The following is a 23,073-nucleotide window of genomic DNA, read 5'->3' as shown; positions in this document are numbered from 1 at the left end:
TGCGAGGCGCAGGAACGTGTCGTCAGGCGTCACGATGCTGCGGCTCGTGGCCGCGAGGGGGTCAGCGCGCGGACGGAGGCGTCACCTCGCGCCGGGGCGGGGGCTCGCGGATGCCGCGCTGGTGCAGCGCGAAGCCGACGCCGCCGAAGACGAGGGTGATCATGACGACGAAGAGGAGCGCCGTCGTCACGGGGCCGTCCGGAAGCAGGAAGTAGAGGAGCGTGCTCGTCCCGGCCGCGGCGAGCATGACGCCCCACATTCGGAACGGGAACAGCAGCGGTGAGGGAGTGTCGCGCATGCCTTCGGACTACCCGGTGCGCACGGGCCTCACCCGTCGGCGTGGACGACGGCGCGTCCGCGGTCGAGCTCCTCGACGACCGACCGCTCGGCGTGGACGACGAGCGTCGCGCCCGGTGCGACCGTCGTCGCGGCGTCGACGTCGGCCCAGTAGCTGCCGTCCGGAAGGGAGACGCCGAGGACCGTCGCTCCCCGCTCACGCAGGCCGAGCTCCCCGAGACGCCGACCGGCGATCGCATCGCCCTCCCGCACGGCGAGCTCGGCGACGACGCGGTTCTCGGGAAGCTCGAGGAGCTCTCCCGAGTCCTTCTCCGGGAGGTCGGTGTAGCGCTCGAGCACCCAGGCGATGCCGGCGGTGAGCCGCTCGTCGACCCAGCGGCTGCGCGACAGGCGCACGAGCGCGATGAGCCCGCCGACGAGGAGCAGCACGCGGAGCAGCTCGGGTCCGCTCGCCCCGCCCCGGAAGCCGAGGATGAGGCCGCTCGCCGCCGCGACGATGCCCGCGTTGCCGAGGAGCATGAGGAGCATGACGACGCGCCGGCGGACGGGATGGTTGACGACGGACTCCGACTCGTCCGTCGTGAACCCCGCGCCCGTGAACGCCGACCGCGCCTGGAAGCGCGCGCTCTCGCGCGACATCCCCGACGCGACGAGGACGACCGTCGCGACGCGCGTGACGACGAGCGAGACGGCGACGACGGCGAGGAGCGAGGCGATCGCGAACACACGCGTGGAGTACCCGGTCCCGCGCGCGGTCAGCCCCCCACCGCCACGAGGACGCGGTCGGGATCCCACCGGGCGCGGACCCGCTGCCCGAGAGCGGGACGGTCAACCTCCTCGTCCTCACGATGCGCCACGCCGAGGAGGCGGAGCGCGCGCTCGGCCTCCTCGATCGCGGAGAGGCGGAGGCCCGTCGTGTCGGCTCGCGGTTCGGCGCCTTCTACCTCGACCACGCGCGCGGCTACTGGCACCTCATGTTCGGCTCGCTCGCGACGGGCGAGGCGCACGCCCGCACCGGTCTCGCCGTCGCGAGCGAGGCCGGGCTCCCGCTCTCCATCGTCAGCCTCCGCGCCCTCCTCGTCGAGCTGCTCGTCGAGCAGGACCGCGTCGACGAGGCCGCGGAGGCCGTCGCCGGCGTCGACCTCTCGCCGCCCATGCGCCTCGAGCGCGGGTGGGCGCTCCACGATCTCGGGGCGCGGCTGCGGCGCGACGGCCGGCGCGCCGACGCGCGCGATCCCCTCCGCGAGGCGCTCGATCTCGCGGAGCGCTGCGAGGCGCGGCTCCTCGCGCGTCGGGTCCGCGACGAGCTCGCGGCGTCCGGCGCGCGACCGCGCCGCAGCGCGCTGAGCGGCCCGGAGTCCCTCACGCCGAGCGAGCGCCGCGTCGCGGACCTCGCCGCCGAGGGGCTCAGCAACCGCGAGATCGCCGAGGCGCTGTGGGTGACCCGCAAGACCGTCGAGCTGCACCTCTCGAACGCCTACGGGAAGCTCGGCATCCGCTCGCGGACGCAGCTCGGCGACGTGCTGACACCGGGCTGAGAACCACCCCTGGAACGAGACGGCCGCTCGGAAGGCGGCCTTCCGTGGATGGGGGGCGCCGCCGACGGGCCCGGTCGGCGCTCCGTCCCCGAGCGGGACCCGGGGCGCGGCGCCGTCCCTCTAGCATCGGACGGATGCTCGCCGGCTACGGCCACCTGCTCGCCGCCGCGCGGCGCCTCCAGTGGGACGCCGACGCGATCGACCTCACCGCGGACGCCGAGGGGCTCGCCCGCCTGTCGGCGCCTCGCGCCGAGCGGATCCGCGGGCTCGTCGCGGGGTTCTGCGTCGCCGAGGCCGCCGTCGCCTCGGAGCTGGCGCCGTTCGTCGCCGCCGCGCCGCCGGGCGAGGCCCGCGACTGCTTCGCGGTGCAGCAGGGCGACGAGGAGCGCCACGCGCGGTTCTTCGCGCGACTGGCGACGGAGGTCGTCGGCATCGACCCCGATGACGAGGCGCGCGCGCTCGCGGGCGAGCCCATCGTGGCGCTCTTCGAGGAGGAGCTCCCCCGCCGGGCGACGGCCCTCGCGGGCGGCGACTGCGCGCTCGCCGACGCCGTCGGGCTCTACCACCTCGTCCTCGAGGGGATCGTCTTCGCCGTCGGGCAGGACGCCCTCCTCGCCGAGTGCGAGACCGCGGGGACGCTTCCCGGCATGCGTGAGGGCGTCGCGCGCGTCCAGGGGGACGAGCGGTGGCACGTCGGCCTCGGCGTCCTCTCCCTGACGGAGGCCGGCCGACCCGTCGACGTCGAGGGGCCCGCCGCGCTCGCCGCCCGCGCGTGGGGCGACGACGTCGCGACGGCCGAGCGGCTCGGAGCCGTGCTCGCCGCCCACCGCCGGCGCCTGCGCTTCCTCCCGGTCGCCGGAGCAGCGCGATGACCCCACGCGACGCCGCCCCCACCGGGATCCACGAGACGGTCCTCTACGCCGACGACCTCGAGCGGACGGCCGCGTTCTACCGCGACGTCATCGGCCTCCGTCTCATCGTCGGACCGAACCGCGTGCTCGCCGCTCTGCGCGTCGATCCGCGCAGCGTGCTCCTCCTCTTCGCGCCGGACGAGTCGATCGTCGGCGGCCGCGACGTCCCGAGCCACGGGGCGCGCGGGCCGGGTCACGTCGCGTTCTCCGCCGACGAGGCCGTGCTCGCCGCGATCCTCGGCCGCAGCGCGGAACACGGCGTCGAGGTCGAGCGCGAGCTCACCTGGCCGCGCGGCGGACGCTCGGTCTACCTGCGGGACCCCGCCGGCAACTCGGTGGAGATCATCGTCGGCGAGATCTGGCCCGACTGACGCCTCGGGAGGTGGACGTGTCGGGCCAGGACGTCCGGGTAGACCGAGGCGATGAGCCGGTTCGCCGACCGGACGCACGCAGGCCGCGCGCTCGCCGAGCGCCTCGCCGAGTACGGGCGGCGCGACGACGTGACGATCCTCGGGCTCGCGCGCGGCGGCGTCCCGGTCGCCGCGGAGACCGCGAAGCTCCTCGATCTCCCCTTCGACGTGTTCCTCGTACGCAAGCTCGGGGTCCCCGGGCACGCCGAGCTCGCGATGGGCGCGATCGCCTCCGGCGGCGTGCGCGTCATGAACGACGACGTCGTGCGCGATCTCGGGCTCTCCACGGAGTCCGTCGAGTCGGTGGCCGCGGCCGAGCGCGAGGAGCTCGAGCGCCGCGAGCGCGCCTACCGCGGCGGTCGACCGCCCGCGCGGATCGCCGGGCGCACGGTCATCGTCGTCGACGACGGCCTCGCGACCGGCGCCTCGATGCGGGCTGCGATCCGCGCGCTCGCCGACCGGGGCGCGGAGGCGATCGTCGTCGCGGTCCCGGTCGCCCCGCCCCAGACCTGCGCCGAGCTCGAGGCCGAGGCGGACGGAGTCGTCTGCGCGCACACCCCCGAGCCGTTCCGAGCCGTCGGGCTCTGGTACGACGACTTCGGCCAGGTCTCCGACGACGAGGTCCGCGAGCTCCTCGCCGCGGCGTGAGCGGCGTCTGCGCGAACGGCGCGGCGAGCCGGTTCACCGAGCCCGCCGAGCGGGACGGCGCCACATCTTCCTGAACGTGCGTTTGAACGCCGCGCCTGCGGGGGACCGGTGCCGTGAGCGTCTGCGGCTCGGGCGCTCCTCCCCCCAGGATCGGCGACACCGGCGACCACCGGACGCAGCGGCCGCCGACCTCTCTCCCCCCGCCGACGGCCCGCGCGAATGCGCGGGCCGTCGTCGTTCCGGCCCTCCGCGAGCGGGCGCGCCGACGTCGTCCATGGTCGTTTCCCGGCCCGCTCCCCGGGCAGCGGACGTCCGGCCCGCCCACGTCTGAACGAGGAGGGTTCAGATGCGACGCGACAGAGGAACCACAGCCGAGCGCGACGAGGTGCGCGTCCGCGGCGGCGACATCTCGGAGCACGCCGGCGACCTGCTCACCGACGAGCTCCGCGACGCGACCGGCCGGGACGACGTGCGGGCCGTGCCCGGCGAGCGCTCGGCCCGTGCGACCGACGCCGGTGCCGGCCACTCGCCGATGGTCGCCGCGCTCGCCGACAACCGCGCGGTCGTCGGGATCGCGTTCTTCGCCCTGCTCGCCGTCGGAGGCGTCATCGCGATCACCACCGGAGAGTGGTGGGCGCTCGTCGCCGCCTCGGTCGTCCACGCCTTCGGCACGCTCGCGATCGCCGGCGGCGCGATCCAGTTCACGACCGAGGTCGAGCACGTCGACCCCCACACCGCGGCCCGACTCCAGCAGGAGGGCATCGGCGACCCGGACCGCCTCCTCTCCGATCTCGTCGACGAGGTCGCCGGGACGCTCGGGGACCACCCGACGCCCGCGGTCGTCGCGGGCGGGCGCAACCGCACCGACGGTCCCCGCTCGGACCGCGCGCACGCGACGGCGCAGCAGCGCACGGCCCTCACCCCGACCGAGGCGACGCACGGCCCCTCCGGTGAGCGGTCGATCCTCGACGCGATGTCCTGGCTCGTCGTCGCCGGCCTCGTGGCGGTGACGATCGTGGCGGCCTTCGTCCTCTCCGGGCCGGCGTGGGTCGTGCCGGCCCTCTTCGCGGTCGTCGCCGCCGGGTGGCTCGCGCTGGAGGTCCGCATGCTCGCCGCCGACCCACCGCGGACGCGGGCGGGGACGGCACCCGACACGCACGGCGCCCGGCGTCTCACTGCCCTCGGCCTGACGGTCCTCGCCGGGGTCGCGATCTTCATGATCCTCATGGGGATCGTCGTCGGCGACCTCGGCTGACCCTCCGTGCTCGCGGTGCGGCGGCCGCGGTCGCCGCACCGCGCCGCGCCTCCTCACGGGCGGACGTCGCCGTCCTCGCAGATGCGCTTGAGCCGCCGCAGCCCCTCGACGTTGCGACGGTGCAGCAGCCGGTCGGCGATCGGGTTGAAGGCCAGCCGGCTGAGGGCGTCCCCCGGACCCTCGTGCATGACGACGCGCGTCCTGCCGTCCTCGAGATCGCGAAGCTCGAGGGCGACGCGCGCGCTGCCGAGCGGCCGCGTCTTCGCGCGCAGGACGAGCAGCGTCGGCTCCTCGACCGCGAGGACCTCGGTGTGATCGGCGAGGTGGAGCGGGCCCCACCCGACCGTGTGGTGGAAGCGGCTGCCGACGCCGGGGAAGTGCTCGTCGACGTCGCGGATGCTCCGCGAGCCGACGACCCAGTCGCCGTAGGCCTCCGCCCGCCGCAGGGTCGCGAACACGCGCGCGGGAGGGACGTCGATGACGGTCTCTGTCGTGGCCATGGGCCCTGCTCCCTACCCGTCGCGACGCCGGACGACCCACGGGCCTCCCGTCAGTCGACGTCGAGTGCGATGGTGAGGACGACCGCGTCGTCGCGGAGGGGCCCGCCGGCGCGGGCGCGCGCCCGCGCCTCGACGTCGCGCGCGACGCCCGACGGCCCGCGCTCGCGCGATCCGGCGACCTCACGACCGAGCTCTGCGGGGTCGCGGATGTCGTCGTGTCGCGCCTCGCTGATGCCGTCGGTGTACGCGACGGCGACCGTCCCCGCCGTGAGCGTCACCCGCTCCGCCGGGAACGCGGCGTCGTCGGCGAGGCCCACGACCGGCCCGTGGCCGGACACGATCTCCACGCCGTCGGGCCGCAGGAGGAACGGGGCCGGATGGCCCGCGCTGGCGACGTCGACGGTCGCCTCGCCGTCGGCAGCGCGCGAGGGATCGACGTGGAAGAGGACGAGCGAGGCGAACCGGTGCTGCCAGCGCTCGTCGAGGGACGCGTTGAGCTCGCCGAGGAGCGCGGACGGCTCCGCGTGCCGGGGCGCGAGCGCCCGGAGCGTGTAGCGGAGCTGCGACGTGAGCGAGGCGGCCTCGACGCCCTTCCCGCAGACGTCGCCGACGGCGATCATCCAGGTTCCGTCGTCGAGCGCGAACACGTCGTAGAAGTCGCCGCCGACCTCTGCCCCGCCGACCGCGGGCGTGTACCGGACGGCGAGGAGCAGGCCCGGGACCCACGGGAGGCCCTCGGGCAGGAGGCTCGCCTGGAGCGTCCTCGCGGCAGCGGCCCGCTCCGAGTGGCGCAGCGACGCGTCGACGTTGAAGGCGACGCGTCGAGCGATCTCGCGGACGAGGGCGGCGTCGTCGGCGTCGGGGGAGCGGCCTCCCCAGTCGACGACGAGCGAGCCGAGCGTGCGCCCGGCGACCGCGAGCCGGTAGCGGGACTCGCCCTCGCCGGTCGCGAGCGCGGTCGCGGAGGACCGCTCTGCGGCGAGCTCGATGCGCGCGTCCGCCACGAAGCGCTCCGAGAGCATCGCGCCGACCTCGTCCAGGACGGGGCGGACGTCGAACGACGATTCGAGGAGACCGCTGACGTCGGCGAGGAGCCGCGTCCGGGCGTGGGACCGCACGAGATCGCGCCGGGCGGCGCTCTCGCGCTCGAGCGCCCGCTCGGCGCGGCGGCGCTCCTCCGTCGCCTCCTCGTAGAGCCTCGCGGCGTCGATCGCGGCCGCGACGCGGCGCCCGATGTCACGGGCGACGTCGCGGTCGTGATCGTCGAGAGGCCGCGAGCCCGCGATCGTCGCCATCCGCAGGACGCCGAGGATCTCGCCGCGCGCGACGAGCGGCACGACGAGCCCCGAGGCGAGGTCGAGCTCGCGGACGAGGTCGCGTTCCTCCGGCGTCGCGGCAGCCTCGTCGAGCATCGCCTCGGTGACCTCCTCGATGAGGACGGGCTCGCCGGTCTGGAGGACCTCGTGCGAGGCTCCGCGAGGGTCGTCCGGTCCGATGAAGCGCCTCTCGAGATGGGCGACCCTCCTCGCGAGCTCCGGCTCGCGCGCCGCGCTCGCAGGCGTCCGCAGACCGCCGTCGGCGGACGGCATCGAGATGCCGCACCAGTCGGCGAGGTGCTCGACGACGATCCTCGTCGCCCCCCGGGCGATCGCGTCGACCTCGAGGCGACCGTCGAGGAGCTCGCCGAGAGCGGCGAGCACGCGCGCGTCGCGGAGCTGGCGGCTGCGGTACCGCTCCATCCACTTGCGCCCGGTGACGTCGTGGACCGCGACCGCGATGCCGGCGTGTCCGTTCGCGCCCGTCGCGGCCGCCGAGAGGGCGAGGTCCCGGCCGCCGCCGCCGGCGTGCCGGAGGCTCAGCTCGACGTCGCGGACCTCGGTGCCCGACACGAGGCACCGCTCGAGAGACTCGAGGACCGACGCCTCGAGATCGAGGACCTCCGTGATGCGCCGACCGACGTGCGCGGCTGATGGCGCGCCGGAGAGCCCGGCGAACGCGCGGTTGACCCTGGCGAAGCGGAGGTCCGCGTCGAGCAGGGCGAGGCCCACCGGCGAGGCGTCGTAGATCGGGTCCGGCGCCGGCGGTCCGTTCCCGTCGGCTCGCCGCACCTCGCGCGCGGCCTGGAGGCGCTCTCCGTCCCCGCGCTCCTCCGGCATCGGGGCGGTGTCGCGCATCCCGTCGCGTGTACCCGCCGGGCCCGGGCTCACACCTCGAGCCCGCGACGGCGGGCCTCGCCGGTCGCCTCCCTCAGGCCGGGTCTCGCTCGGCGACCGCCCGCATCGCCGCTCGCCGCGTCGGGAAGGCGAGGGCCTCGCGGAGCCGGTCGCCCTCGAAGCGGTACACCCAGTAGAGCTGCTCGTCGACGTGCCCGCTCGCGGTGCTCACGTGCAGGGAGCCCTGGACGACGACGTCCTCGCCGTGCTCCTCGACGTCGAGGAGCCGCTGGTTCTGCGCGACCCCGTCGCTCGCGCGCCCTCGGAGATGCTCGGCGACCTCGGCGCCGGCGAACCGCCGGCCGTCACCGGAGGACGGCATCCACACGACGTCCTCGGGGACGAGCGCGAGGACCGCGTCGACCCCGTCGCGTTCGAAGATCTCGAAGAGCCGACGGACGAACTCCACGCGCGCTGACATGTCGAGCGAGCCTACCTCGTCGCGGCGCGCGTCTCTGCGAACGCCCGATCCCGGCGGCCGTCGCGAGGACCCGCCGGGAGGGTGGACGAACGGCGCGCCGGGTAGCGCGAGCCGACCGCGTCACGACGGTCGCCGGGCGGCGGCCGGGAAGGGAACGTCATGAGGATCGTGCTCACCGGAGCGACCGGCAACGTCGGCAGCGCCGTCCTGCGCGCGCTCGTGCCCGACGACCGCGTGTCGTCCGTGGCCGGGCTCGCCCGCCGCGCCCCGGAGGAGTCGGTCCCGGGCGTGGAGTGGGTCGCCGCCGACGTGACGTCGGCGGACCTGAAGCGCCTCTTCGCGGGCGCCGACGCCGTCGTGCACGCCGCGTGGCTCATCCAGCCCTCCCACGACCGCTCGGAGACGCGGCGGGCGAACGTCCTGGGGAGCCGGCGGGTCTTCGAGGCCGCGGCCGCGGCGGGGGTCGGCACCCTCGTCCACCTCTCGAGCCTCGCGGTCTACGCCCCGGGTGCCCGTGAGCCGGTCGCCGAGTCCTGGTCGACGACCGGGATCCCGACCTCGGACTACTCGCGCGACAAGGTGGCGGCCGAGCAGATCCTCGACGAGGTCGAACGCAAGCATCCCGAGATGCGCGTCGTCCGCCTGCGTCCGACGCTCATCTTCCAGCGCTCCGCGGGGTCGGAGATCCGGCGGTACTTCGCCGGGCCCTTCCTCCCCCGCAGGCTCGTCGGCCGCGTACCCGTCCTCCCGCTGCCCCGCGGCCTGCGCTTCCAGGTCGTCCACAGCGACGATGTCGCCGACGCGGTCGCGCGTGCGCTCTTCGACCCCGATGCGCGGGGCGCCTTCAACCTCGCCGCGGACCCGGTGATCGGCATCCGCGGGCTCGCCCGCGCGCTCGGGGCCCGCGCGATCCCCGTGCCCGCCGGACTCCTCCGCTCCGTCGTCGGGCTCACCTGGCGGGCGCGGCTGCAGCCGACGTCCCCGGGCTGGCTCGACCTCGCCGTGGACGGACCTCTTCTCGACTCCTCACGTGCCCGCCGCGAGCTCGGCTGGACGCCGCACCGCGACGGCGCCGACGCCCTGCGCGAGCTCCTCGACGGCCTGCGGGCGGGCGCCGGCGCGGCGACGCCGCCCCTCGATCCCGCCACGGGCGGGCCCGCGCGCCTCGGCGAGCTCCGCACCGGCGTCGGCGGGCGCTCGCACTGAGCGCTCGGGTCCAGGCTCCGGGGCGGCTGCGGCTCAGCGGCGACGCACGAGGAGAGCGGCGAGCGCCCCGGCGGCGGCGGTCGCGAGCAGCACCGCCGCCCGCGGGCGGTCGCGGCCGGCCGCGACGCCGCCCTCGACGACGTCGGCCACGGCGCCCTCCGCGCGAGCGGTCGCGTCGTCGGGCCGCGCGCCGTCGCCCGAGACGGCGTGCGCGGGATTGAGATCGGTGCGCTCCATGGGGTCTCCTTCGTCGGTGACCTCCGTCCATTCCCGGAGCGCGGGGATCCACGTGTGGCGCCGACGCGCGTCGGGAACCGACGGCCCATGGACGCCGATCCGTTCCGGCGCGCTCGGCGCGAGGAGACCATCCGCAGCCTCCGCGAGCGGTTCGACAGCGCCCGCCATCTCACCGTCGGCGTCGAGGAGGAGCTGCTCGTCGTCTCGCCCGACGGGTCGCTCGTCCCCCGCGCCGCCGACGTCCTCGACCACCTCGGCGGGGACAGCCGGTTCCGCGGTGAGCTCCCCGCCGCGCAGCTCGAGCACGCGACGCGCATCGAGGAGCGCTCTGAGGACGTCGAGCGGGCGATGGTCGAGGCGCGCCGTGACGCGCTCCACGCGGCGCGCACGCGCGGGCTCCGGCTTCTCGCCTCGGGGACGCACCCCACGGCGTGCCTCCCCATGCAGTGCGCCCCCGGCCGACGGAACGACGACGTCCGGGCGACCCACCCGTGGGCGGCCGATCGCGTCCTCACGAGCGGCCTGCACATCCACGTCGGGGTCCGGGGCGCCGACCGCGTGCTCGCCGTCCACGACGCGCTGCGCAGCTTCCTCCCGCTGCTCGCCGCCGTCGCGGCGAACGCGCCGTTCCTCGAGAGCCGCGACACCGGCAGGGCCTCGGTGCGGCCCCATCTCCACGACGGGCTTCCGCGCCAGGGCATCCCGCCCGCTCTCGTCTCGTGGGAGCGCTACGTCGATCTCCTCATGTGGGGCCGGCGCGGCGACGTCTTCGCCGACGCCTCGCAGCTCTGGTGGGAGGCGCGCATCCACCCGGTCCATCCCACGATCGAGGTCCGCGTCTGCGACCAGCCGACCCTCGCCGCCGACGGGGCGGTCCTCGCGGCGGTCGTCCGCGCGCTCATCGGCACCCTCTGCGACCGCTACGACGCCGGTGAGCCCCTCCCCGTGGCGGACAGCGACCGTCTCCGCGACCTCCGCGCGATCGCCTCGCGCGACGGTCTCGCCGGCGCGCTCCCCGACCTCGACGACGGGCGTCGCGTGCCCGTCTCGAGCGCGTTCACCGAGCTGCTCGTCGACATCGCACCGGCCGCGGCGCGGCTCGGCGACGCCGAGGTGCTCAGCCGCGCGCCGCGACGTCTTCTCGCCCGCGACGGCGCCTCGCGTCAGCGGGCGATCGCCGAGGCCGCAGGCGTCGAGGGAGTCGCGCGCGCGCTCGCCAGCGCGTTCGAGTTCGAGGTCTCCTGGCCGCAGACGCCGGGCGGCCCGCGCGTGCGACCGGACCTCCCGGTCGCACGGACGCGGCGATGATCCCCGTCGTCCTCGACGTCGACGGCACGCTCGTCGACAGCGTCTACCAGCACGCCGTCGCCTGGCACCGCGCCTTCCAGGACCACGACGTCGACGTGAGCGTCTCCGAGGCCCATTCCCGCATCGGGATGGGCGGCGACCAGCTCGTCCCGTCCCTCGCCGGCGACGATGTCGAGGCGCGGTGCGGCGACGCCATCCGCGCGCGGCACGACGAGCTGTACCTCGCGGAGATCGACGCGATCCGCCCCCTGCCGGGCGCGCGTGAGCTGCTGACGTCGCTCGCCGACGAGCACCGCCCCGTCGCCCTCTCGTCGTCGGCGAAGGCCGACGAGGTCGAGCGCTACGTCGAGCTTCTCGGGGCGGCGGATCTCGTCGCCGGCTGGACGACGTCCGACGACGTCGCCGAGACGAAGCCGAGGCCCGACCTCATCCGCGCAGCGATGCGCATCCTCGGCCGCGAGACGGCCGTCATGGTCGGAGACAGCCCGTGGGACGTCCGTGCGGCGCTCGCCGCGAGCATCCCGACCGTCGGCGTCGACACCGGGGGCTTCGGACGAGACGTCCTCCTGCGCGCGGGCGCGCGCGTCGTCGTGTCCGCGCTCGAGGACGTCGCCGCTCACCTCGGCTGCGGCGGCCGGCGCGGACCGGCCGCCCCCCGGACGATCTGACCGCCCTTGACCGGGCTCACGGAGCCGCCCAGACCCGATTCGTCGAGGTTTCTCCCGAACTGACCGGGTCTGACCACCTGGGCCGGAGCCTGGTTTCGCCCCGAACCTTGCAGCGTCTTCGTCACACGACCAGCGAGGGAGTGGAATGCGCACCGAAGCACCCGACGGGACCTCGACGCGAGAGGATGCCGACTACGACGCGCGTCGCGAGGAGATCCTCGCGAGGCGGTACGCGAAGACGGGTGACATGCGCGCACGGGAGGAGCTCGCCGAGCGCCTCATGCCGCTCGTCCGCCGGCTCGCGCAGCGGTACGCCGGGCGCGGCGTCCAGCTCGAGGACCTCGTCCAGGCCGGCTCGATCGGGCTGCTCAAGGCGATCGATCGCTACGACCCCGACAGCGGGAACCGCCTCGCCGGATTCGCCATCCCCAACGTCACCGGCGAGATCAAGCGGCACTTCCGCGACCAGGGCTGGGCGATGCGCGTCCCGCGCGACCTCAAGGACCTCGGCACCAAGGTCATCTCCGCGCAGGACATCCTCCGGACGCGTCTCGGGCGAGAGCCCCGGGTGAGCGAGATCGCCGAGGAGCTGGACGCCGACACCGGCGACGTCCTCGATGCGCTCCACGCCTCGCGCGCGCACCACGCGATGTCCCTCGACGAGCCGTTCACCGACAGCGGCCGCACCGTGACCGAGGTCGTCGGCGCGGAGGACGGCGGCTTCGAGCGCGCCGAGCAGCGGCCCGTCCTCGGCGACGGCCTGCGTCACCTGCAGAAGCGCGAGCGGGAGGTCGTCCAGCTCCGCTTCGGCGCCGGCCTCACGCAGCGAGAGATCGGCGAGCGCATCGGGATCTCCCAGATGCACGTCTCCCGCCTCCTCGCGTCGTCGCTGCGCACGCTCCGCGAGGCGGTCGGCGACGATCTCGACGCCTCGGACTTCCTCTCCGAGGTCGCATCGTGACGAACGACTCCCCGCCGCCCGCCACGACGACGGGCGGCCGGGGCGGGTCGCTCTGGGCGCAGGGCGCCACCGAGGCGCCGCCGATCCCGATCAGCGAGGGATCCGGGCCCCGCGACGTCGACGTCTGCGTCATCGGCGGCGGCCTCGTGGGCACGACGTCCGCGCTCCTCGCGGCGCGCCGCGGTCGCACCGTCGCCGTCCTCGAAGCCGATCGCGTCGGCGCCGGGGTCACCGGCGCCACGACCGGCAAGGTGACGGCCCTCCACCATCTCCGCTACGCCGACCTCCTCACGCGGCACGACGCCGAGCGCGTCCGGGCCTTCGCCGACGCCCAGCGCGGCGGGCTCGCGTGGATGCGCGACGAAGCCGCCGGCATCGACTGCTCGTGGCACGAGCGCACCGCGTACACGTACGTCCGCGACCCCTCCCGCCGCGACGACGTCGCGCGCGAGGCCGACGCGCTCTGGTCGCTCGACGTCCCCGTCCTCGTCACCGAGGACATCCCGCTCGACGACGGCTGCGCCGCCGCGCTGAGGCTCGACGGCCAGGCCGAGCTGCACGCGCGTCACTACGTCCTCGGGCTCGCCGATCGCGTCCGCACGGCCGGGGGCTCGGTCCACGAGGGCGCGCGCGTCGACGGCCTGCGCCGCGACGGCGACGCCTGGTCGGTCCGCATCGGCGGGGAGCCGCGCGTCCGCGCGCGCGACGTCGTCGTCGCCACGCACGCGCCTCTCCTCGATCGCGGCCTCTACTTCGCGCGGCAGGAGGCCGAGCGCTCGTACTCGATCGCGGTGCCGGTCTCGGCCGGGCCGATCGAGGCGATGCTCTACGCCGACGACGCACCGAGCCGCTCTGTGCGCGGCCACCGGGCGGACGGCGTCGACCTCGCGATCGTCGGCGGCGAGGGTCACACCTCGGGCCGCGGCGCGTCCTCCCCCGGCCGCTTCGACGCCCTCGAGGCGTGGGCGCACGCCCACCTCGCGACGGCGGGTCCCGCGACCCATCGCTGGTCCTCGCAGGACCTCGTCCCGGTCGACGGCCTCCCGTACGTCGGCGCCTACCACCCGGGCGCGCGCGGTCTGTGGGTCGCGACGGGGTTCGCGAAGTGGGGCCTCGCGGGCGGCACCGCGGCCGCCCTCGTCCTCGACGCGGCGATGACGGGCGCGGAGCACCCGTGGGCGAGCGCGATGGCCCCGGGGCGCTTCACGCCCCGCGCGTCCGCGGTCTCGCTCGCGACGGTGAACTCGGGGGTCATGGCCCATCTCGCCGGCGACCGGCTCTCGACGCTCGTGCGCGGCGGCGACGACGCCGACGATCTCGCCCCGGGCGAGGGCCGCGTCGTCCGGCGCGGCGGCCGGCCGGTCGCGATCTCCCGGACACCGGACGGCGTGCGGCGGACGGTGAGCGCGACGTGCACCCACCTCGGCTGCGAGGTCCGCTGGAACGCGGACGAGGTCTCGTGGGACTGCCCCTGCCACGGCTCGAGGTTCGGCGCCGACGGCCGCGTCCTCGAGGGGCCCGCCGCCTCCCCGCTCGCCCCTCGCGAGGACGCCACGGCGCCCCGCCCGGACGGCGCCACCGCCGAGACCGCCGAGCGCGACCGGGTCGCATAGCGCCGGCGCGTCCGGGTAGCCGGACGCGTGGCTCCGCGACCGCAGACCCTGCTGCCGTCTCCCCGCGCACCGCTCGACTGGGGGGCGTGCTGCGGCGCCCTCAGCGTCGAGACGTCGATGCTCCTCGCCCTCGAGCGCGCCACGCGCTCGCTGCGCGACGAGTGCGCCGCGGCGCATCCCGCCGTCTCCGAGGACGAGCGCCTCGCGGCCGTCGCGCAGTCCCCGCGCGGCGACGACGAGTCGTCCTAGACGCTCGGAACGGGCTGCTCCGCCCGGAGGACGACGAGCCGCTCGGTCGTGCCGTCGCCGATGGGCAGGCCGGCGCGGCCCCATGCCGCGAGCCGGGGCGCGGCGCGCGGGCCCCAGCCCCCGCGATGCTCGGCGACGACCGTCGCCGCGAGGCCGCGGTCCCGCAGCGCCGCGAGCGTCGCCTCGACGTCGGCGACCTCCGACTGGACGACGAGGCCGACGCCCCCGGGCCGCAGGTGCCGGGCGAGCCCCGGCGCGAGGCGGTCGAGGACGTCGCGTCCGCGCGGCCCGGCGTCGACCCTGCGGTCGGCGGGCCCGGCGGCACGGCCCTCGTCGGGCGCCTCGGGGAGGTAGGGCGGGTTCGCGGTGATGAGGTCGAAGCGCTCGAACCCGACGAGCGCGTCGAAGAGGTCGCCGCGACGGACGCGGACCCGGTCGCCCGGCAGCCCGGCGCGGGCGATGTTCGTCCGCGCCGCCCGCACCGCGCGCTCGCAGCGATCGACGGCCAGCACCCGGCGGGCGCGACCGCCGAGAGCGACGGGAAGGGCGCCGCTGCCGGTGCAGAGGTCGAGGATCGCGCCGCCGTCGGCGACGTCCTCGGCCATCGCCGCCTCCGCGAGGAGCGCGGTGTCGGTCGTCGGCGCATAGACCCCGGTGGGCACCATGACGTCGATGCCGTCGAGGTGCACGTGGCGGCTCACGGTGCGATCTCGATCGACCCGTCGCGTTCGCGGACCGGGACGAGGTCGAGGCAGAGCGGGGCGCGGAGGGCGACGACGGAGCCGTCGCGGACGTCCCACTCCCACGTGTGCGCCCGGCATCGCAGGACGCCCTCCTGCGGGTCGACGAGCTCACCCTCGGAGAGCGGGGCGCCCCGGTGCGGGCAGGAGTCGACGAACGCGTGGAGCGCGCCGTCCCGCAGTCGGGCGACGCAGATGCCGTCCTCGCGCTCGGGCGTCTCGACGCGGCGCAGGGCGCCCGGCGGCACGTCCGCCGCGTCGAGGACCGTCCGCCAGGCGGTGTCCGCAGGCGTCATGCGGCGAGCGGGCGCCGCAGCGACGAGCGCCCCTCCGAGAACGCGCCGGCGAGGTGCGCGGAGAAGCGGTGATGGAGCAGCCGGCCCTCGAGGACGCCGCGGGCGATGTCGGAGGCGAGCTCGGGGTGGTCGCGGACGACGGGCACGACGACCTCGTGGAGCGCGAGATCGCGGTGGCCCTCGTCGGCCTCCGCGTGCAGCTCGTAGAACTTGAGCACCTTCGGGTCGTCGATCCCGAGGCGGCTCCAGGCGGCGAGATAGCCCTCCATCGACCCCGGCGAGTCGGCCTCGAGGAGGTAGATGTAGCCGTAGAGGCGGGCGGTGAGCCGGTGGCGGTGGCCGACCATCGCCTGGTAGTTGAGGATCGCCAGGAACGGCCAGGCGACGGAGTCGGCGTAGGCCTCCGGCGTCGTGTCGAGATCGAGGCGCTCCATGAGCTCGGCGTAGATCGTCGAGTGGAGATGCTCGAGCCGGCCCCAGCCGTACTCGTCGAGGAGCAGGTCGATGAGCCCGGCCTTCGCGGGGCCGTGGAGCGTCGGGAGGGCCTGGATCCACGGGTCGGGCTCGCGGAGGAAGAAGAGCGAGCGCTGCGCGACGATCTCGCGCATCTCCTCGAGGGAGGCGTGGCGCCGCAGGTACTCGCCCATCCCGGACGGCGGATGGACCTCGCGCTCGAGGGCGAGGTCGGCGAGCCACTTCGCGAACGCGTCCGGGTCCGCGGGCGGGTCCTCGGGCAGCGGCGTGCGGGCGAGGGCGCTCTCGAAGGCCTCCTCGATGCGGTCGCGGGCCGCCACGATCACGGGGTGGTGCTCGTTGCCGCGATGCGCCCCAGGGGTCCCGACGCCCTCGCTCACGATCGCGTGCAGCGCGCGGTGGACGTCGTCGAGCGCGTCCTCCTCGCCGGCGCCGAACGCCCGCTCGAGGAGCTCCGGGAGCGCGTCGGTGAGCGGGACGACGATCGCACCCTCACGCTCGAGACGGTGGTCGAGGTCCTCCGAGCGCAGGGCCTCGCGGACGGCGTGGGTGAGCTGGCCCATCTCGCGGACGGGCGGCGGCGCGAGACCCCCTGCCCGGGAGCCGGTCGGGGGCGACGCGATGCGGTCGGTGTCGGTCGGTGGGGTCACGCCCTCCCTGTGCCCGGTCCCGAGCCGCCGCGAAACGCCTCCGGCGAGCGCACCGGCGGAGCGTGTTTCGCTTCTCGCGAGACGGGCACCGCGCATCACGTGCCACTCGTGTGCCCGCACTGCCGAACGGACGTCGACGGCGTAGAGGCGCCGTGGCCGCCGACCCCCACTCGCTGCCCCGCCTGCGCGCTCGTCATCGGCGCCGGCCGCGCCGTCGCGGTCGACGGCCGGGACACGCGCGCCCGGTCGCATTCGAGCGCGGCGGGCACCCTCGCCGCCCGGGCCCGCCGCGAGGCGCGCCTCGACGACGCGCCCACGGCGTCGCCCGAGAGCATCGCGCAGTCGCTGGTGAGCGCCGCCGACGAGGTCGGCACCCCGGTCGCCCGCCTCCGCATGCTCGACTACGAGAACGCGAGCCTCGAAGGCCTCGTCCCGCTGCAGGCGGTCATCGCCCGCCACGGCTCGTGGAAGACGGCGCGGGCCGCCGTCGCCGCCTCGCTCGACGGCGACGGCGACTGACCGCCGGGCCTACGGGTTCGGCGCGTGCGGCGAGGAGATCGCGCCGCCGAGCTCGCCCGCCCGCTCCGGCGGGAGCGCCCGCGCGAGATCGGCCTGGGGCATCAACGCGACGCTGGCCGTTGTTCAGCGGCGGCAGCGCGTGCGGTCTTCCACGAGCCGTGGCGGGCGATGACGACCGCCAGCGGGACGTGCCCGCGCTCCGGCGCGATGCGCTCGTAGTCGAGCATCCTCAGCCGCCCGATCGTCGAGCCCACCTCTTCGGCGACCGCGCGGATGCTCTCCGCGATCCGATCGAGCGGGACGTCGTCGGCCTCCGCGACCCCGGCGGCGTCGCGTCGCGCGCGCGCGGCGAGGGTGCCCGCCGCGCTGGCGTGCGACCGCGCGAGGGGGTCCTCGCCCGTCACCTCGACGCCGCGCCCGGTGCCGATGACGAGCCGGCAGCTCTCGCAGCGGCGGGGCTCCGGCGGCCAGGGCGCGGACACCCCCTCGATCGGCGTGCGGCAGTGTGGGCAGAGGACGGGCACGGACCGCTCCACTGCCCGGGGCCCCCGGGTCGAAACCCCGAGGCCGAGGTGCGCCGGCGCGTTTCCCGGCGGGCGCGAGCGGCTATGACGAGCCCGAGGGATCAAGCCGTGGGAAACTCGTTCGACGACTTCGCCATCACCGTCCACCCGACGACGATCGGAGCGGTCGTCATCGCGGTCGACGGCGTCCTCGACCTCTACTCGGCGCCGAGGCTCCGCGAGACCGCCATCGAGTCCGTCGGGCCGACCGCCGAGGTCGTCGTCGACCTCCTGGAGACGGAGTTCGTCGACTCCTCCGCGCTCGCGGTCATCGTCTCGGTCGACCGTGAGCTGCGATCCCTCGGCGGCCGGCTCGTCCTCATCGCCGGCGACGACCCCGGGACGCGGGCGCTCGAGCTCAGCGGCATCGCGCGGACCCTGCCGGTCGTCGCGTCGCGGACGGCCGCCCTCGTCCTCCTCGAGAAGGACGAGGACGCCGAGCCCGTGCGCCGGGCCTGACCGCCTACGGGCGGAAGACGACCTTGAAGGTGCCGTCCTCCTTCTTCTGGAACTTCTCGTAGGCCTGCGGAGCTTCCTCGAGGGAGACGTGGTGCGTCGCGAACGACTCCGTCCCGAGGGGGTCGTCGTCGGCGGTGACGAGCGGCATGAGGTCGTCGATCCACCGCTTCACGTTCGCCTGGCCCATGCGGACGGACACCTGCTTGTCGAACGCCTGGAGCAGCGGCAGCGGCGTCGCCATCCCGCCGTACACGCCCGACAGCGAGATCGTCCCCCCGCGGCGGACGATGTCGATCGCGGCGCGCAGCGCCGCCGCCCGATCGGTCCCCGCCGTCTCCATCAGCTTCTCCGCGGCCTTGTCCGGGAGCAGCGCGGCCGCCGCGTGCGCGAGCTTGCCGCCCGGCGACCCGTGGGCCTCCATGCCGACCGCGTCGATCACCGAGTCCGGCCCGCGCCCGTCCGTCATCTCGCGGATGACGTCGGCGGTGTCGCCGTTCGTCCGCGAGATGTCGACGGTGCGGGTGCCGTGGGCGGCGGAGCGCTCGAGGCGGTCCTCGACGAGGTCGACGCCGATGACGTCGTAGCCGCGGTGCTGCGCGATCCGGGTCGCCATCTCGCCGATCGGCCCGAGGCCGAGGACGGCGACCGTCCCGCCGTCGGGGACGTCCGCGTACTCGACCCCCTGCCAGGCGGTCGGCAGGACGTCGGAGAGGAACACGAAGCGGTCGTCGGACGGGCCCTCGGGCACCTTGATCGGCCCGTAGTGCGCCTGCGGGATGCGCAGCAGCTCGGCCTGCCCGCCCGGCACCTCGCCGTAGAGCTTCGTGTAGCCGAAGAGCGCGGCGCCCGTGCCCTGGTCGTGGTTCTGCGTCGTCTCGCACTGGGACTGCAGACCGTGGTCGCACATGAAGCAGTGGCCGCAGGAGATGTTGAACGGGACGACGACGCGGTCGCCGGGGGCGATGTGCGTCACCTCGGACCCGACCTCGCGGACGATGCCCATCGGCTCGTGGCCCAGGACGTCGCCCTCCTCGAGGAAGGGGCCGAGAACCTCGTAGAGGTGGAGGTCCGAGCCGCAGAGGCCGCTCGACGTGACCTCGATGATCGCGTCGGTCGGCTCCTCGATCCTCGGGTCGGGGACGGTGTCGACGCGGACGTCGCGCCGACCGTGCCAGGTGAGTGCTCGCATGGCGCGCCGCTACCCGGGCGCGGCCGTGAGAATCACCGCGGACTGCGTGGTGCGCAGCAGGTCGCTGCGCTACCGTGCTCCCACTGCAGCGGTTCCCCGCAGGGAGCCGCGGTGGCGTCGCATCAGTGGGCGTCCGGCTCTGCCAGAGGAGATCGGGCGAACGGTGAAACTCCATCATCGTCACGGAGGCCTCGTGCCGGACCGTCCCCCGCCCTTCCGCCTCACCGTGGAAGACCGTCATAACGAGACGCTGATCCGGCCCTCCGGGGAGGTCGACATGACGTCCGTCATGGATCTCCAGGCCGCGCTGCAGAGCGCGGTCGACGGACGGCGGCGAATCCTCCTCGACCTCAGCAGCGTCTCGTTCGCGGACTCGACCCTCGCGCACGCGATCGACGGGCTCAGCCGCGATGGGACGGCGGTCACGATCGTCGGCGCCTCTCCGGCGGCGAGGCGCATCCTCGACCTGTGCGGCCTCGAGGCGCGTGTGTCGGACGGGGCGTGACGAGGCACCCGTGCGCGGCACGGTCTAGGGTGAGGAGAGCGGCCTCTTCCTGACCGGTGGAGGCCGTCTCCTTCCATCAGTGGGGGCCGACGAGCTCGTCCGCATCTACAAGGAGCAGCTGGGCCGCGGCCCCGACCGCACGAAGGCGTACTGGGCGGGGAGCGACGTCCTCGTCGTCATGCTCGAGGGCACGCTCACGCCCCGCGGAGAAGCGCCTGCGCGAGATGGGCGAGATCCAGCGGCTGCGGGAGACGAGGCTGTTCTTCCAGTACGCGAGCGTCGAGGAAATCTGTGAGCCGGTCGAGCGCTTGACCGGCTGGCGCGTCCGCGCGTTCGTCAGCGGCATCGACGCCGAGCAGGACGTCTCGACGGAGACGTTCGTCCTCCACCCCGCCTGACGCGGGGGTCAGCCGGCGCGGGCCCGGGCGCCCACGAGGACGCGGAGCATCTCGCTCTCCCGCCCGCGCCGCACGTCGGCCGACGTCGCGAGGCCGTGGATCGCGCCGCCCTGCGGCTGCGCCGCATCCCGCCGGAGCAGATCCGTCCCGTGGCCGGGCGGGAACGGACCGACCCTGATCTCGAGCCCGTCCTCGTGCAGGGCGACGGAGAGCTCGACGCGGCCGTCCTGCGAGATCTCGCTGCAGCGGTCGGCGATCGTCTCCGCCAGGAGGATCGCCTCGTCGACCCGGTCGAGAGCGAGTCCGGTCTCCGCGGCGAGCGCGGCGACGAACCGGCCGGCGAGCGGTCGCGCGATCGCGCCGCAGGCGACGCTGAGCCGCGCCCGCTCGAGTGACCCCACCGGAGCCAGCGCGCCCCCCGCGGTCATCCGGGCTCCCGGGGGAAGGTCATGCGGACCTCGTGGGCGCCATCGGGCGTGCGATGGAACTCGAGGCGCTCGGTGAGCGCGCCCATGAGCGGCAGGCCGAGGCCGAGGCCGCCGGACCCGGGATGCGGCGCCATGCCGTCGCCGTGGTCGCGGACCGCGACGACCACGTGACCGTCCTCGACGTCGCCCTCCACCGCGAGGAGGCCGTCCCCGTCGCGCGGGTAGGCGTGCTTGATGACGTTCGTGCACGCCTCCGTGACCGCGATCTGCACGTCGTGAAGCAGCTCCGCGCTCACGGGCCAGACGTCGGCGGTCCCGCCGATGACGTGACGGACGACCGGCGCGGACTCGGGCCGCGCCGCGAGAGTGAGCACGAAGGAGGCGTTCGACATGGACGGTACTCCGTTCCCCGGAGCCCCACCGGGTCACACCGGACGGCACGATGACGGGGTTCGCGGGGCGGCGAGGGGATCATCGCGGATACGCGCGGGCGCGTGTCGCCGGCCGCGCATCGGTTTCCGAAGCGCGCGCTCCGCGCAACGTCGGAGCAGCGGCACTCGTCGCCGATCGTTCCCTCGGAGCACGGAGGTCCTCCCGTTGAGCCTCGTCCGCCGCCGATCCGCCCCTCGCCCCCTCGAGAAGCGCTTCGTCGAGCTCGTGCGGTCCACCGCGTCTCGGCTGCCCGAGCGCGACGCGACGACCTCGCGCCGGCGCGGGCAGAGACCCTCCAGGCTCCGCCGCCCGCGCACGCCGTGAGTCCGAGACGGCTGCGTGGGTAGCGCCCACGCATGCCGTGCAGTCATCCGCCACGTCCCACGCGAGCGCACCGGCGCCCCGGCGGCGCCGCCGCATCCCTTCTCGGGGCGGTGGTCGCGCTCGCGGCCCTTCCGACCATCGCGGGCGCCGCCCCGACCGCGCGCGGCGACTTCGACGGCGACGGCCGCACCGACCTCGCCGTCGGCGCCCCCGCCGACTCCGTCTCCGGCCAGCAGGCCGCGGGTGCCGTCAACGTCCTGTATGGGTCCGGCAGCGGTCTCACCGCGCGCGACGACCAGCAGATCACGAAGACCATGAGCCGCCTCGGCGGCGTCCCGCAGGCCGGCGCCCGCTTCGGCGCCGCGATCGCCGCGGGCGACAGCGACGGTGACGGCTACGCCGACCTCGCGATCGGAGCGCCCGGCGAGGACGCGGGCGGACTCGGCCCGAAGCCCCGTTCGGGCGCCGTATCCGTCCTCTACGGCTCCGCGGGCGGCCTCGTGACCCGGCCCGGAGCCAGCGGATGGAGCCAGAACAGCATCGGCGTCCAGGGCGATGCGGAGGCGGGCGACACGTTCGGCGATGCGCTCGCGATGGGCGACTTCGACGGCGACGACCGCGCCGACGTCGCGATCGGAGCCCCCGGCGACAGCGTGAGCGGCCGCGCGAACGCCGGGGCCGTCCACGTCCTCTACGGGACCGCCGACGGCGTCGCCGCCGACGGCGACGACCTCTGGACCCTCGACAGCAGCGGCGTCAAGGGCATTGCCGGCACAGACTTCCGCTACGGCGCCGCGCTCGCCGCGGGCGACGTCTCCGACAACGGCCGCGCCGACCTCGCCGTCGGGCTGCCGGGCGGGCGCATCGGCGGCCACGACGGCGCCGGCGCGGTGTCCGTGCTCTACGGCCAGGGCGGCGGACTGGGGTCCGTCGACGACCTCTGGTCGCAGGACGCGCGCGGGATCAAGGGCGTCGCCCAGCCGGGCGACGGGCTCGGCAGCGCGCTCGCCATCGGCGATCTCGACGGCGACGACATCGGCGACCTCGCGATCGGCGCCCCGACCGACGACGTCTCGAACGCCGCCGGGGCGGGCGCCGTGAACGTCCTCTACGGGACGAGGACCGGCCTCCGCGAGGAGGGCGACGACCTCTGGACGCAGGACACCCCGGGCGTGAAGAGCCGCGCGTCGATCGGCGAGACCTTCGGCAGCGCGCTCGCCGCCGCCGACTTCTCGCGCAACGGCGTCGACGACCTCGCGATCGGCGTCCCCGGTGAGCAGGTGGGCCCGCACGTGAACGCCGGCGCGGTGACGGTCCTCTACGGCGATCGCGGCGGCGGCCTCGACGAGGCCGGTGACGAGCTGTGGACGCAGGACGCCGCCGGGGTGAAGGGCGTCGCCGAGGCCGAGGACCGGTTCGGCGAGGCGCTCGCGAGCGGGGACTACGACGGCGACGGCGCGTTCGACCTCGCGGTCGGCGTTCCCGCCGACAGCGTCGCCGGGTTCGCAGAGGCCGGAACGATCCACGTCCTCGACGGCACGAGGACCGGGCTCCGCGAGGAGTCCGACCAGCTCTTCACCCAGGCGACGACCGGCGTGAGGGGCGCGGTCGGGGACGACCGCTTCGGCTCGAGCCTCGCCGGGGGCCGGCCGGCGGACTGA

Annotated in this window: 30 protein-coding genes; 17 read left to right on the top strand and 13 right to left on the bottom strand. The window is 75.4% G+C overall.

Going from position 1 to position 23,073, the window contains the following annotated elements; translation table 11 throughout:
* Nucleotides 1-61: 61 nt before the first annotated feature.
* Together ACME2J_RS00325 and ACME2J_RS00320 are read right to left on the bottom strand one after the other, a co-directional pair.
* Nucleotides 62-298 (bottom strand): hypothetical protein, encoded by a 237-nt coding sequence (locus ACME2J_RS00325; RefSeq protein WP_495542860.1) that lies wholly within the window; start codon nucleotides 296-298, stop codon nucleotides 62-64.
* Nucleotides 299-327: 29 nt separating this feature from the next.
* Nucleotides 328-1,023 carry a TrkA C-terminal domain-containing protein gene (locus ACME2J_RS00320; RefSeq protein ID WP_495542859.1) on the bottom strand — a complete coding sequence of 232 codons (696 nt, stop codon included), beginning with the start codon at nucleotides 1,021-1,023 and terminating at the stop codon, nucleotides 328-330.
* Between the two features lie 122 nt (nucleotides 1,024-1,145).
* Between ACME2J_RS00320 and ACME2J_RS00315 the strand changes: the two genes are divergently transcribed.
* The 5 genes from ACME2J_RS00315 to ACME2J_RS00295 all read left to right on the top strand — a co-directional run bounded on the left by ACME2J_RS00315 (nucleotide 1,146) and on the right by ACME2J_RS00295 (nucleotide 5,059).
* The gene (locus ACME2J_RS00315) at nucleotides 1,146-1,835 is read left to right on the top strand and encodes a helix-turn-helix transcriptional regulator (RefSeq protein ID WP_495542858.1); all 690 of its coding nucleotides are present in this window, start codon (nucleotides 1,146-1,148) and stop codon (nucleotides 1,833-1,835) included.
* A 134-nt stretch (nucleotides 1,836-1,969) separates the two neighbouring features.
* The gene (locus ACME2J_RS00310) at nucleotides 1,970-2,707 is read left to right on the top strand and encodes a ferritin family protein (protein ID WP_495542857.1); all 738 of its coding nucleotides are present in this window, start codon (nucleotides 1,970-1,972) and stop codon (nucleotides 2,705-2,707) included.
* Nucleotides 2,704-3,117, top strand: a complete 414-nt coding sequence (locus tag ACME2J_RS00305) for a VOC family protein (protein WP_495542856.1) — start codon at nucleotides 2,704-2,706, stop codon at nucleotides 3,115-3,117. The genes ACME2J_RS00310 and ACME2J_RS00305 overlap by 4 nt, the downstream gene beginning before the upstream one ends.
* Before the next feature lie 51 nt (nucleotides 3,118-3,168).
* Nucleotides 3,169-3,804: a phosphoribosyltransferase gene (locus ACME2J_RS00300; RefSeq protein ID WP_495542855.1), complete on the top strand. Its 636-nt coding sequence runs from the start codon at nucleotides 3,169-3,171 to the stop codon at nucleotides 3,802-3,804.
* 346 nt (nucleotides 3,805-4,150) lie between these two features.
* Nucleotides 4,151-5,059, top strand: coding sequence for a hypothetical protein (locus tag ACME2J_RS00295; RefSeq protein ID WP_495542854.1), 909 nt, complete (start codon nucleotides 4,151-4,153; stop codon nucleotides 5,057-5,059).
* A 53-nt stretch (nucleotides 5,060-5,112) separates the two neighbouring features.
* Here the strand turns inward: ACME2J_RS00295 and ACME2J_RS00290 are convergent, their stop codons facing one another.
* The 3 genes from ACME2J_RS00290 to ACME2J_RS00280 all read right to left on the bottom strand — a co-directional run bounded on the left by ACME2J_RS00290 (nucleotide 5,113) and on the right by ACME2J_RS00280 (nucleotide 8,193).
* Nucleotides 5,113-5,559: an SRPBCC family protein gene (locus ACME2J_RS00290; protein WP_495542853.1), complete on the bottom strand. Its 447-nt coding sequence runs from the start codon at nucleotides 5,557-5,559 to the stop codon at nucleotides 5,113-5,115.
* Between the two features lie 50 nt (nucleotides 5,560-5,609).
* Nucleotides 5,610-7,733 carry a SpoIIE family protein phosphatase gene (locus ACME2J_RS00285; RefSeq protein WP_495542852.1) on the bottom strand — a complete coding sequence of 708 codons (2,124 nt, stop codon included), beginning with the start codon at nucleotides 7,731-7,733 and terminating at the stop codon, nucleotides 5,610-5,612.
* Between the two features lie 73 nt (nucleotides 7,734-7,806).
* Entirely contained in the window at nucleotides 7,807-8,193 is a 387-nt protein-coding gene (locus ACME2J_RS00280) for a nuclear transport factor 2 family protein (protein ID WP_495542851.1), read from the bottom strand.
* A 159-nt stretch (nucleotides 8,194-8,352) separates the two neighbouring features.
* Between ACME2J_RS00280 and ACME2J_RS00275 the strand changes: the two genes are divergently transcribed.
* Nucleotides 8,353-9,399, top strand: coding sequence for an NAD-dependent epimerase/dehydratase family protein (locus ACME2J_RS00275; protein ID WP_495542850.1), 1,047 nt, complete (start codon nucleotides 8,353-8,355; stop codon nucleotides 9,397-9,399).
* Nucleotides 9,400-9,432: 33 nt separating this feature from the next.
* Here the strand turns inward: ACME2J_RS00275 and ACME2J_RS00270 are convergent, their stop codons facing one another.
* Complete coding sequence (locus ACME2J_RS00270) at nucleotides 9,433-9,636, bottom strand: hypothetical protein (RefSeq protein WP_495542849.1); 204 nt, start codon at nucleotides 9,634-9,636, stop codon at nucleotides 9,433-9,435.
* An 87-nt stretch (nucleotides 9,637-9,723) separates the two neighbouring features.
* Here ACME2J_RS00270 and ACME2J_RS00265 point away from each other — a divergent pair, with 87 nt between their 5' ends.
* The 5 genes from ACME2J_RS00265 to ACME2J_RS00245 all read left to right on the top strand — a co-directional run bounded on the left by ACME2J_RS00265 (nucleotide 9,724) and on the right by ACME2J_RS00245 (nucleotide 14,435).
* Nucleotides 9,724-10,944 carry a carboxylate-amine ligase gene (locus ACME2J_RS00265; RefSeq protein ID WP_495542848.1) on the top strand — a complete coding sequence of 407 codons (1,221 nt, stop codon included), beginning with the start codon at nucleotides 9,724-9,726 and terminating at the stop codon, nucleotides 10,942-10,944.
* Nucleotides 10,941-11,612: an HAD family hydrolase gene (locus tag ACME2J_RS00260; RefSeq protein ID WP_495542847.1), complete on the top strand. Its 672-nt coding sequence runs from the start codon at nucleotides 10,941-10,943 to the stop codon at nucleotides 11,610-11,612. The genes ACME2J_RS00265 and ACME2J_RS00260 overlap by 4 nt, the downstream gene beginning before the upstream one ends.
* 145 nt (nucleotides 11,613-11,757) lie before the next feature.
* Entirely contained in the window at nucleotides 11,758-12,573 is an 816-nt protein-coding gene (locus ACME2J_RS00255) for a SigB/SigF/SigG family RNA polymerase sigma factor (RefSeq protein ID WP_495542846.1), read from the top strand.
* Entirely contained in the window at nucleotides 12,570-14,186 is a 1,617-nt protein-coding gene (locus tag ACME2J_RS00250) for an FAD-dependent oxidoreductase (protein ID WP_495542845.1), read from the top strand. The genes ACME2J_RS00255 and ACME2J_RS00250 overlap by 4 nt, the downstream gene beginning before the upstream one ends.
* Before the next feature lie 27 nt (nucleotides 14,187-14,213).
* Nucleotides 14,214-14,435 carry a hypothetical protein gene (locus ACME2J_RS00245; protein WP_495542844.1) on the top strand — a complete coding sequence of 74 codons (222 nt, stop codon included), beginning with the start codon at nucleotides 14,214-14,216 and terminating at the stop codon, nucleotides 14,433-14,435.
* Here the strand turns inward: ACME2J_RS00245 and ACME2J_RS00240 are convergent.
* Genes ACME2J_RS00240 through ACME2J_RS00230 form a run of 3 tightly spaced genes read right to left on the bottom strand, consistent with a single transcriptional unit; the run spans nucleotide 14,432 to nucleotide 16,595 of the window.
* Nucleotides 14,432-15,136, bottom strand: coding sequence for a methyltransferase (locus tag ACME2J_RS00240; protein ID WP_495542843.1), 705 nt, complete (start codon nucleotides 15,134-15,136; stop codon nucleotides 14,432-14,434). The genes ACME2J_RS00245 and ACME2J_RS00240 overlap by 4 nt on opposite strands.
* Nucleotides 15,133-15,471 (bottom strand): Rieske (2Fe-2S) protein, encoded by a 339-nt coding sequence (locus ACME2J_RS00235; protein ID WP_495542842.1) that lies wholly within the window; start codon nucleotides 15,469-15,471, stop codon nucleotides 15,133-15,135. The genes ACME2J_RS00240 and ACME2J_RS00235 overlap by 4 nt, the downstream gene beginning before the upstream one ends.
* The gene (locus ACME2J_RS00230; protein WP_495542841.1) at nucleotides 15,468-16,595 is read right to left on the bottom strand and encodes an iron-containing redox enzyme family protein; all 1,128 of its coding nucleotides are present in this window, start codon (nucleotides 16,593-16,595) and stop codon (nucleotides 15,468-15,470) included. The genes ACME2J_RS00235 and ACME2J_RS00230 overlap by 4 nt, the downstream gene beginning before the upstream one ends.
* Nucleotides 16,596-16,694: 99 nt before the next feature.
* Here ACME2J_RS00230 and ACME2J_RS00225 point away from each other — a divergent pair, with 99 nt between their 5' ends.
* A complete protein-coding gene (locus ACME2J_RS00225; RefSeq protein ID WP_495542840.1) occupies nucleotides 16,695-17,114 on the top strand; it encodes a hypothetical protein in 420 nt (139 codons plus the stop codon).
* A gap of 101 nt (nucleotides 17,115-17,215) precedes the next feature.
* Here the strand turns inward: ACME2J_RS00225 and ACME2J_RS00220 are convergent, their stop codons facing one another.
* The gene (locus ACME2J_RS00220) at nucleotides 17,216-17,596 is read right to left on the bottom strand and encodes a hypothetical protein (RefSeq protein WP_495542839.1); all 381 of its coding nucleotides are present in this window, start codon (nucleotides 17,594-17,596) and stop codon (nucleotides 17,216-17,218) included.
* Nucleotides 17,597-17,746: 150 nt separating this feature from the next.
* Here ACME2J_RS00220 and ACME2J_RS00215 point away from each other — a divergent pair, with 150 nt between their 5' ends.
* Complete coding sequence (locus tag ACME2J_RS00215) at nucleotides 17,747-18,136, top strand: STAS domain-containing protein (protein ID WP_495542838.1); 390 nt, start codon at nucleotides 17,747-17,749, stop codon at nucleotides 18,134-18,136.
* 4 nt (nucleotides 18,137-18,140) lie between these two features.
* On the opposite strand, the gene ACME2J_RS00210 is transcribed toward ACME2J_RS00215, so the two are convergent.
* Nucleotides 18,141-19,325, bottom strand: coding sequence for a zinc-dependent alcohol dehydrogenase (locus ACME2J_RS00210; RefSeq protein WP_495542837.1), 1,185 nt, complete (start codon nucleotides 19,323-19,325; stop codon nucleotides 18,141-18,143).
* Here ACME2J_RS00210 and ACME2J_RS00205 point away from each other — a divergent pair.
* The 3 genes from ACME2J_RS00205 (at nucleotide 19,237) to ACME2J_RS00195 (ending at nucleotide 20,228) form a co-directional block, all read left to right on the top strand.
* Nucleotides 19,237-19,830, top strand: a complete 594-nt coding sequence (locus ACME2J_RS00205) for an STAS domain-containing protein (RefSeq protein ID WP_495542836.1) — start codon at nucleotides 19,237-19,239, stop codon at nucleotides 19,828-19,830. The genes ACME2J_RS00210 and ACME2J_RS00205 overlap by 89 nt on opposite strands.
* A gap of 79 nt (nucleotides 19,831-19,909) precedes the next feature.
* Nucleotides 19,910-20,125 (top strand): Na-translocating system protein MpsC family protein, encoded by a 216-nt coding sequence (locus ACME2J_RS00200; protein ID WP_495542835.1) that lies wholly within the window; start codon nucleotides 19,910-19,912, stop codon nucleotides 20,123-20,125.
* Entirely contained in the window at nucleotides 20,055-20,228 is a 174-nt protein-coding gene (locus ACME2J_RS00195) for a hypothetical protein (RefSeq protein ID WP_495542938.1), read from the top strand. Before ACME2J_RS00200 ends, ACME2J_RS00195 begins: the two co-directional genes overlap by 71 nt.
* A gap of 8 nt (nucleotides 20,229-20,236) precedes the next feature.
* Here the strand turns inward: ACME2J_RS00195 and ACME2J_RS00190 are convergent, their stop codons facing one another.
* Together ACME2J_RS00190 and ACME2J_RS00185 are read right to left on the bottom strand one after the other, a co-directional pair.
* A complete protein-coding gene (locus tag ACME2J_RS00190; RefSeq protein ID WP_495542834.1) occupies nucleotides 20,237-20,629 on the bottom strand; it encodes a hypothetical protein in 393 nt (130 codons plus the stop codon).
* 23 nt (nucleotides 20,630-20,652) lie between these two features.
* A complete protein-coding gene (locus ACME2J_RS00185) occupies nucleotides 20,653-21,048 on the bottom strand; it encodes an ATP-binding protein (RefSeq protein WP_495542833.1) in 396 nt (131 codons plus the stop codon).
* A 474-nt stretch (nucleotides 21,049-21,522) separates the two neighbouring features.
* Between ACME2J_RS00185 and ACME2J_RS00180 the strand changes: the two genes are divergently transcribed.
* Entirely contained in the window at nucleotides 21,523-23,073 is a 1,551-nt protein-coding gene (locus ACME2J_RS00180) for a hypothetical protein (protein ID WP_495542832.1), read from the top strand.

This window comes from Paraconexibacter sp., assembly GCF_059438195.1.
The sequence above is the reverse complement of the archived record's forward strand: the minus strand, read 5'-3'. Positions and strand labels throughout refer to the sequence as shown.

Bases quoted from the DNA above. Each gene is read 5' to 3' on its own strand.
- ACME2J_RS00270 (WP_495542849.1), bottom strand. From the start codon at position 9,636: ATGGAGCGCACCGATCTCAATCCCGCGCACGCCGTCTCGGGCGACGGC.
- ACME2J_RS00295 (WP_495542854.1), top strand. From the start codon at position 4,151: ATGCGACGCGACAGAGGAACCACAGCCGAGCGCGACGAGGTGCGCGTC.
- ACME2J_RS00255 (WP_495542846.1), top strand. From the start codon at position 11,758: ATGCGCACCGAAGCACCCGACGGGACCTCGACGCGAGAGGATGCCGAC.
- ACME2J_RS00305 (WP_495542856.1), top strand. From the start codon at position 2,704: ATGACCCCACGCGACGCCGCCCCCACCGGGATCCACGAGACGGTCCTC.
- ACME2J_RS00195 (WP_495542938.1), top strand. From the start codon at position 20,055: ATGGGCGAGATCCAGCGGCTGCGGGAGACGAGGCTGTTCTTCCAGTAC.
- ACME2J_RS00300 (WP_495542855.1), top strand. From the start codon at position 3,169: ATGAGCCGGTTCGCCGACCGGACGCACGCAGGCCGCGCGCTCGCCGAG.
- ACME2J_RS00205 (WP_495542836.1), top strand. From the start codon at position 19,237: ATGATCGCGTCGGTCGGCTCCTCGATCCTCGGGTCGGGGACGGTGTCG.
- ACME2J_RS00310 (WP_495542857.1), top strand. From the start codon at position 1,970: ATGCTCGCCGGCTACGGCCACCTGCTCGCCGCCGCGCGGCGCCTCCAG.
- ACME2J_RS00265 (WP_495542848.1), top strand. From the start codon at position 9,724: ATGGACGCCGATCCGTTCCGGCGCGCTCGGCGCGAGGAGACCATCCGC.
- ACME2J_RS00280 (WP_495542851.1), bottom strand. From the start codon at position 8,193: ATGTCAGCGCGCGTGGAGTTCGTCCGTCGGCTCTTCGAGATCTTCGAA.
- ACME2J_RS00210 (WP_495542837.1), bottom strand. From the start codon at position 19,325: ATGCGAGCACTCACCTGGCACGGTCGGCGCGACGTCCGCGTCGACACC.
- ACME2J_RS00325 (WP_495542860.1), bottom strand. From the start codon at position 298: ATGCGCGACACTCCCTCACCGCTGCTGTTCCCGTTCCGAATGTGGGGC.
- ACME2J_RS00285 (WP_495542852.1), bottom strand. From the start codon at position 7,733: ATGCGCGACACCGCCCCGATGCCGGAGGAGCGCGGGGACGGAGAGCGC.
- ACME2J_RS00290 (WP_495542853.1), bottom strand. From the start codon at position 5,559: ATGGCCACGACAGAGACCGTCATCGACGTCCCTCCCGCGCGCGTGTTC.
- ACME2J_RS00260 (WP_495542847.1), top strand. From the start codon at position 10,941: ATGATCCCCGTCGTCCTCGACGTCGACGGCACGCTCGTCGACAGCGTC.
- ACME2J_RS00275 (WP_495542850.1), top strand. From the start codon at position 8,353: ATGAGGATCGTGCTCACCGGAGCGACCGGCAACGTCGGCAGCGCCGTC.
- ACME2J_RS00235 (WP_495542842.1), bottom strand. From the start codon at position 15,471: ATGACGCCTGCGGACACCGCCTGGCGGACGGTCCTCGACGCGGCGGAC.
- ACME2J_RS00315 (WP_495542858.1), top strand. From the start codon at position 1,146: ATGCGCCACGCCGAGGAGGCGGAGCGCGCGCTCGGCCTCCTCGATCGC.
- ACME2J_RS00185 (WP_495542833.1), bottom strand. From the start codon at position 21,048: ATGTCGAACGCCTCCTTCGTGCTCACTCTCGCGGCGCGGCCCGAGTCC.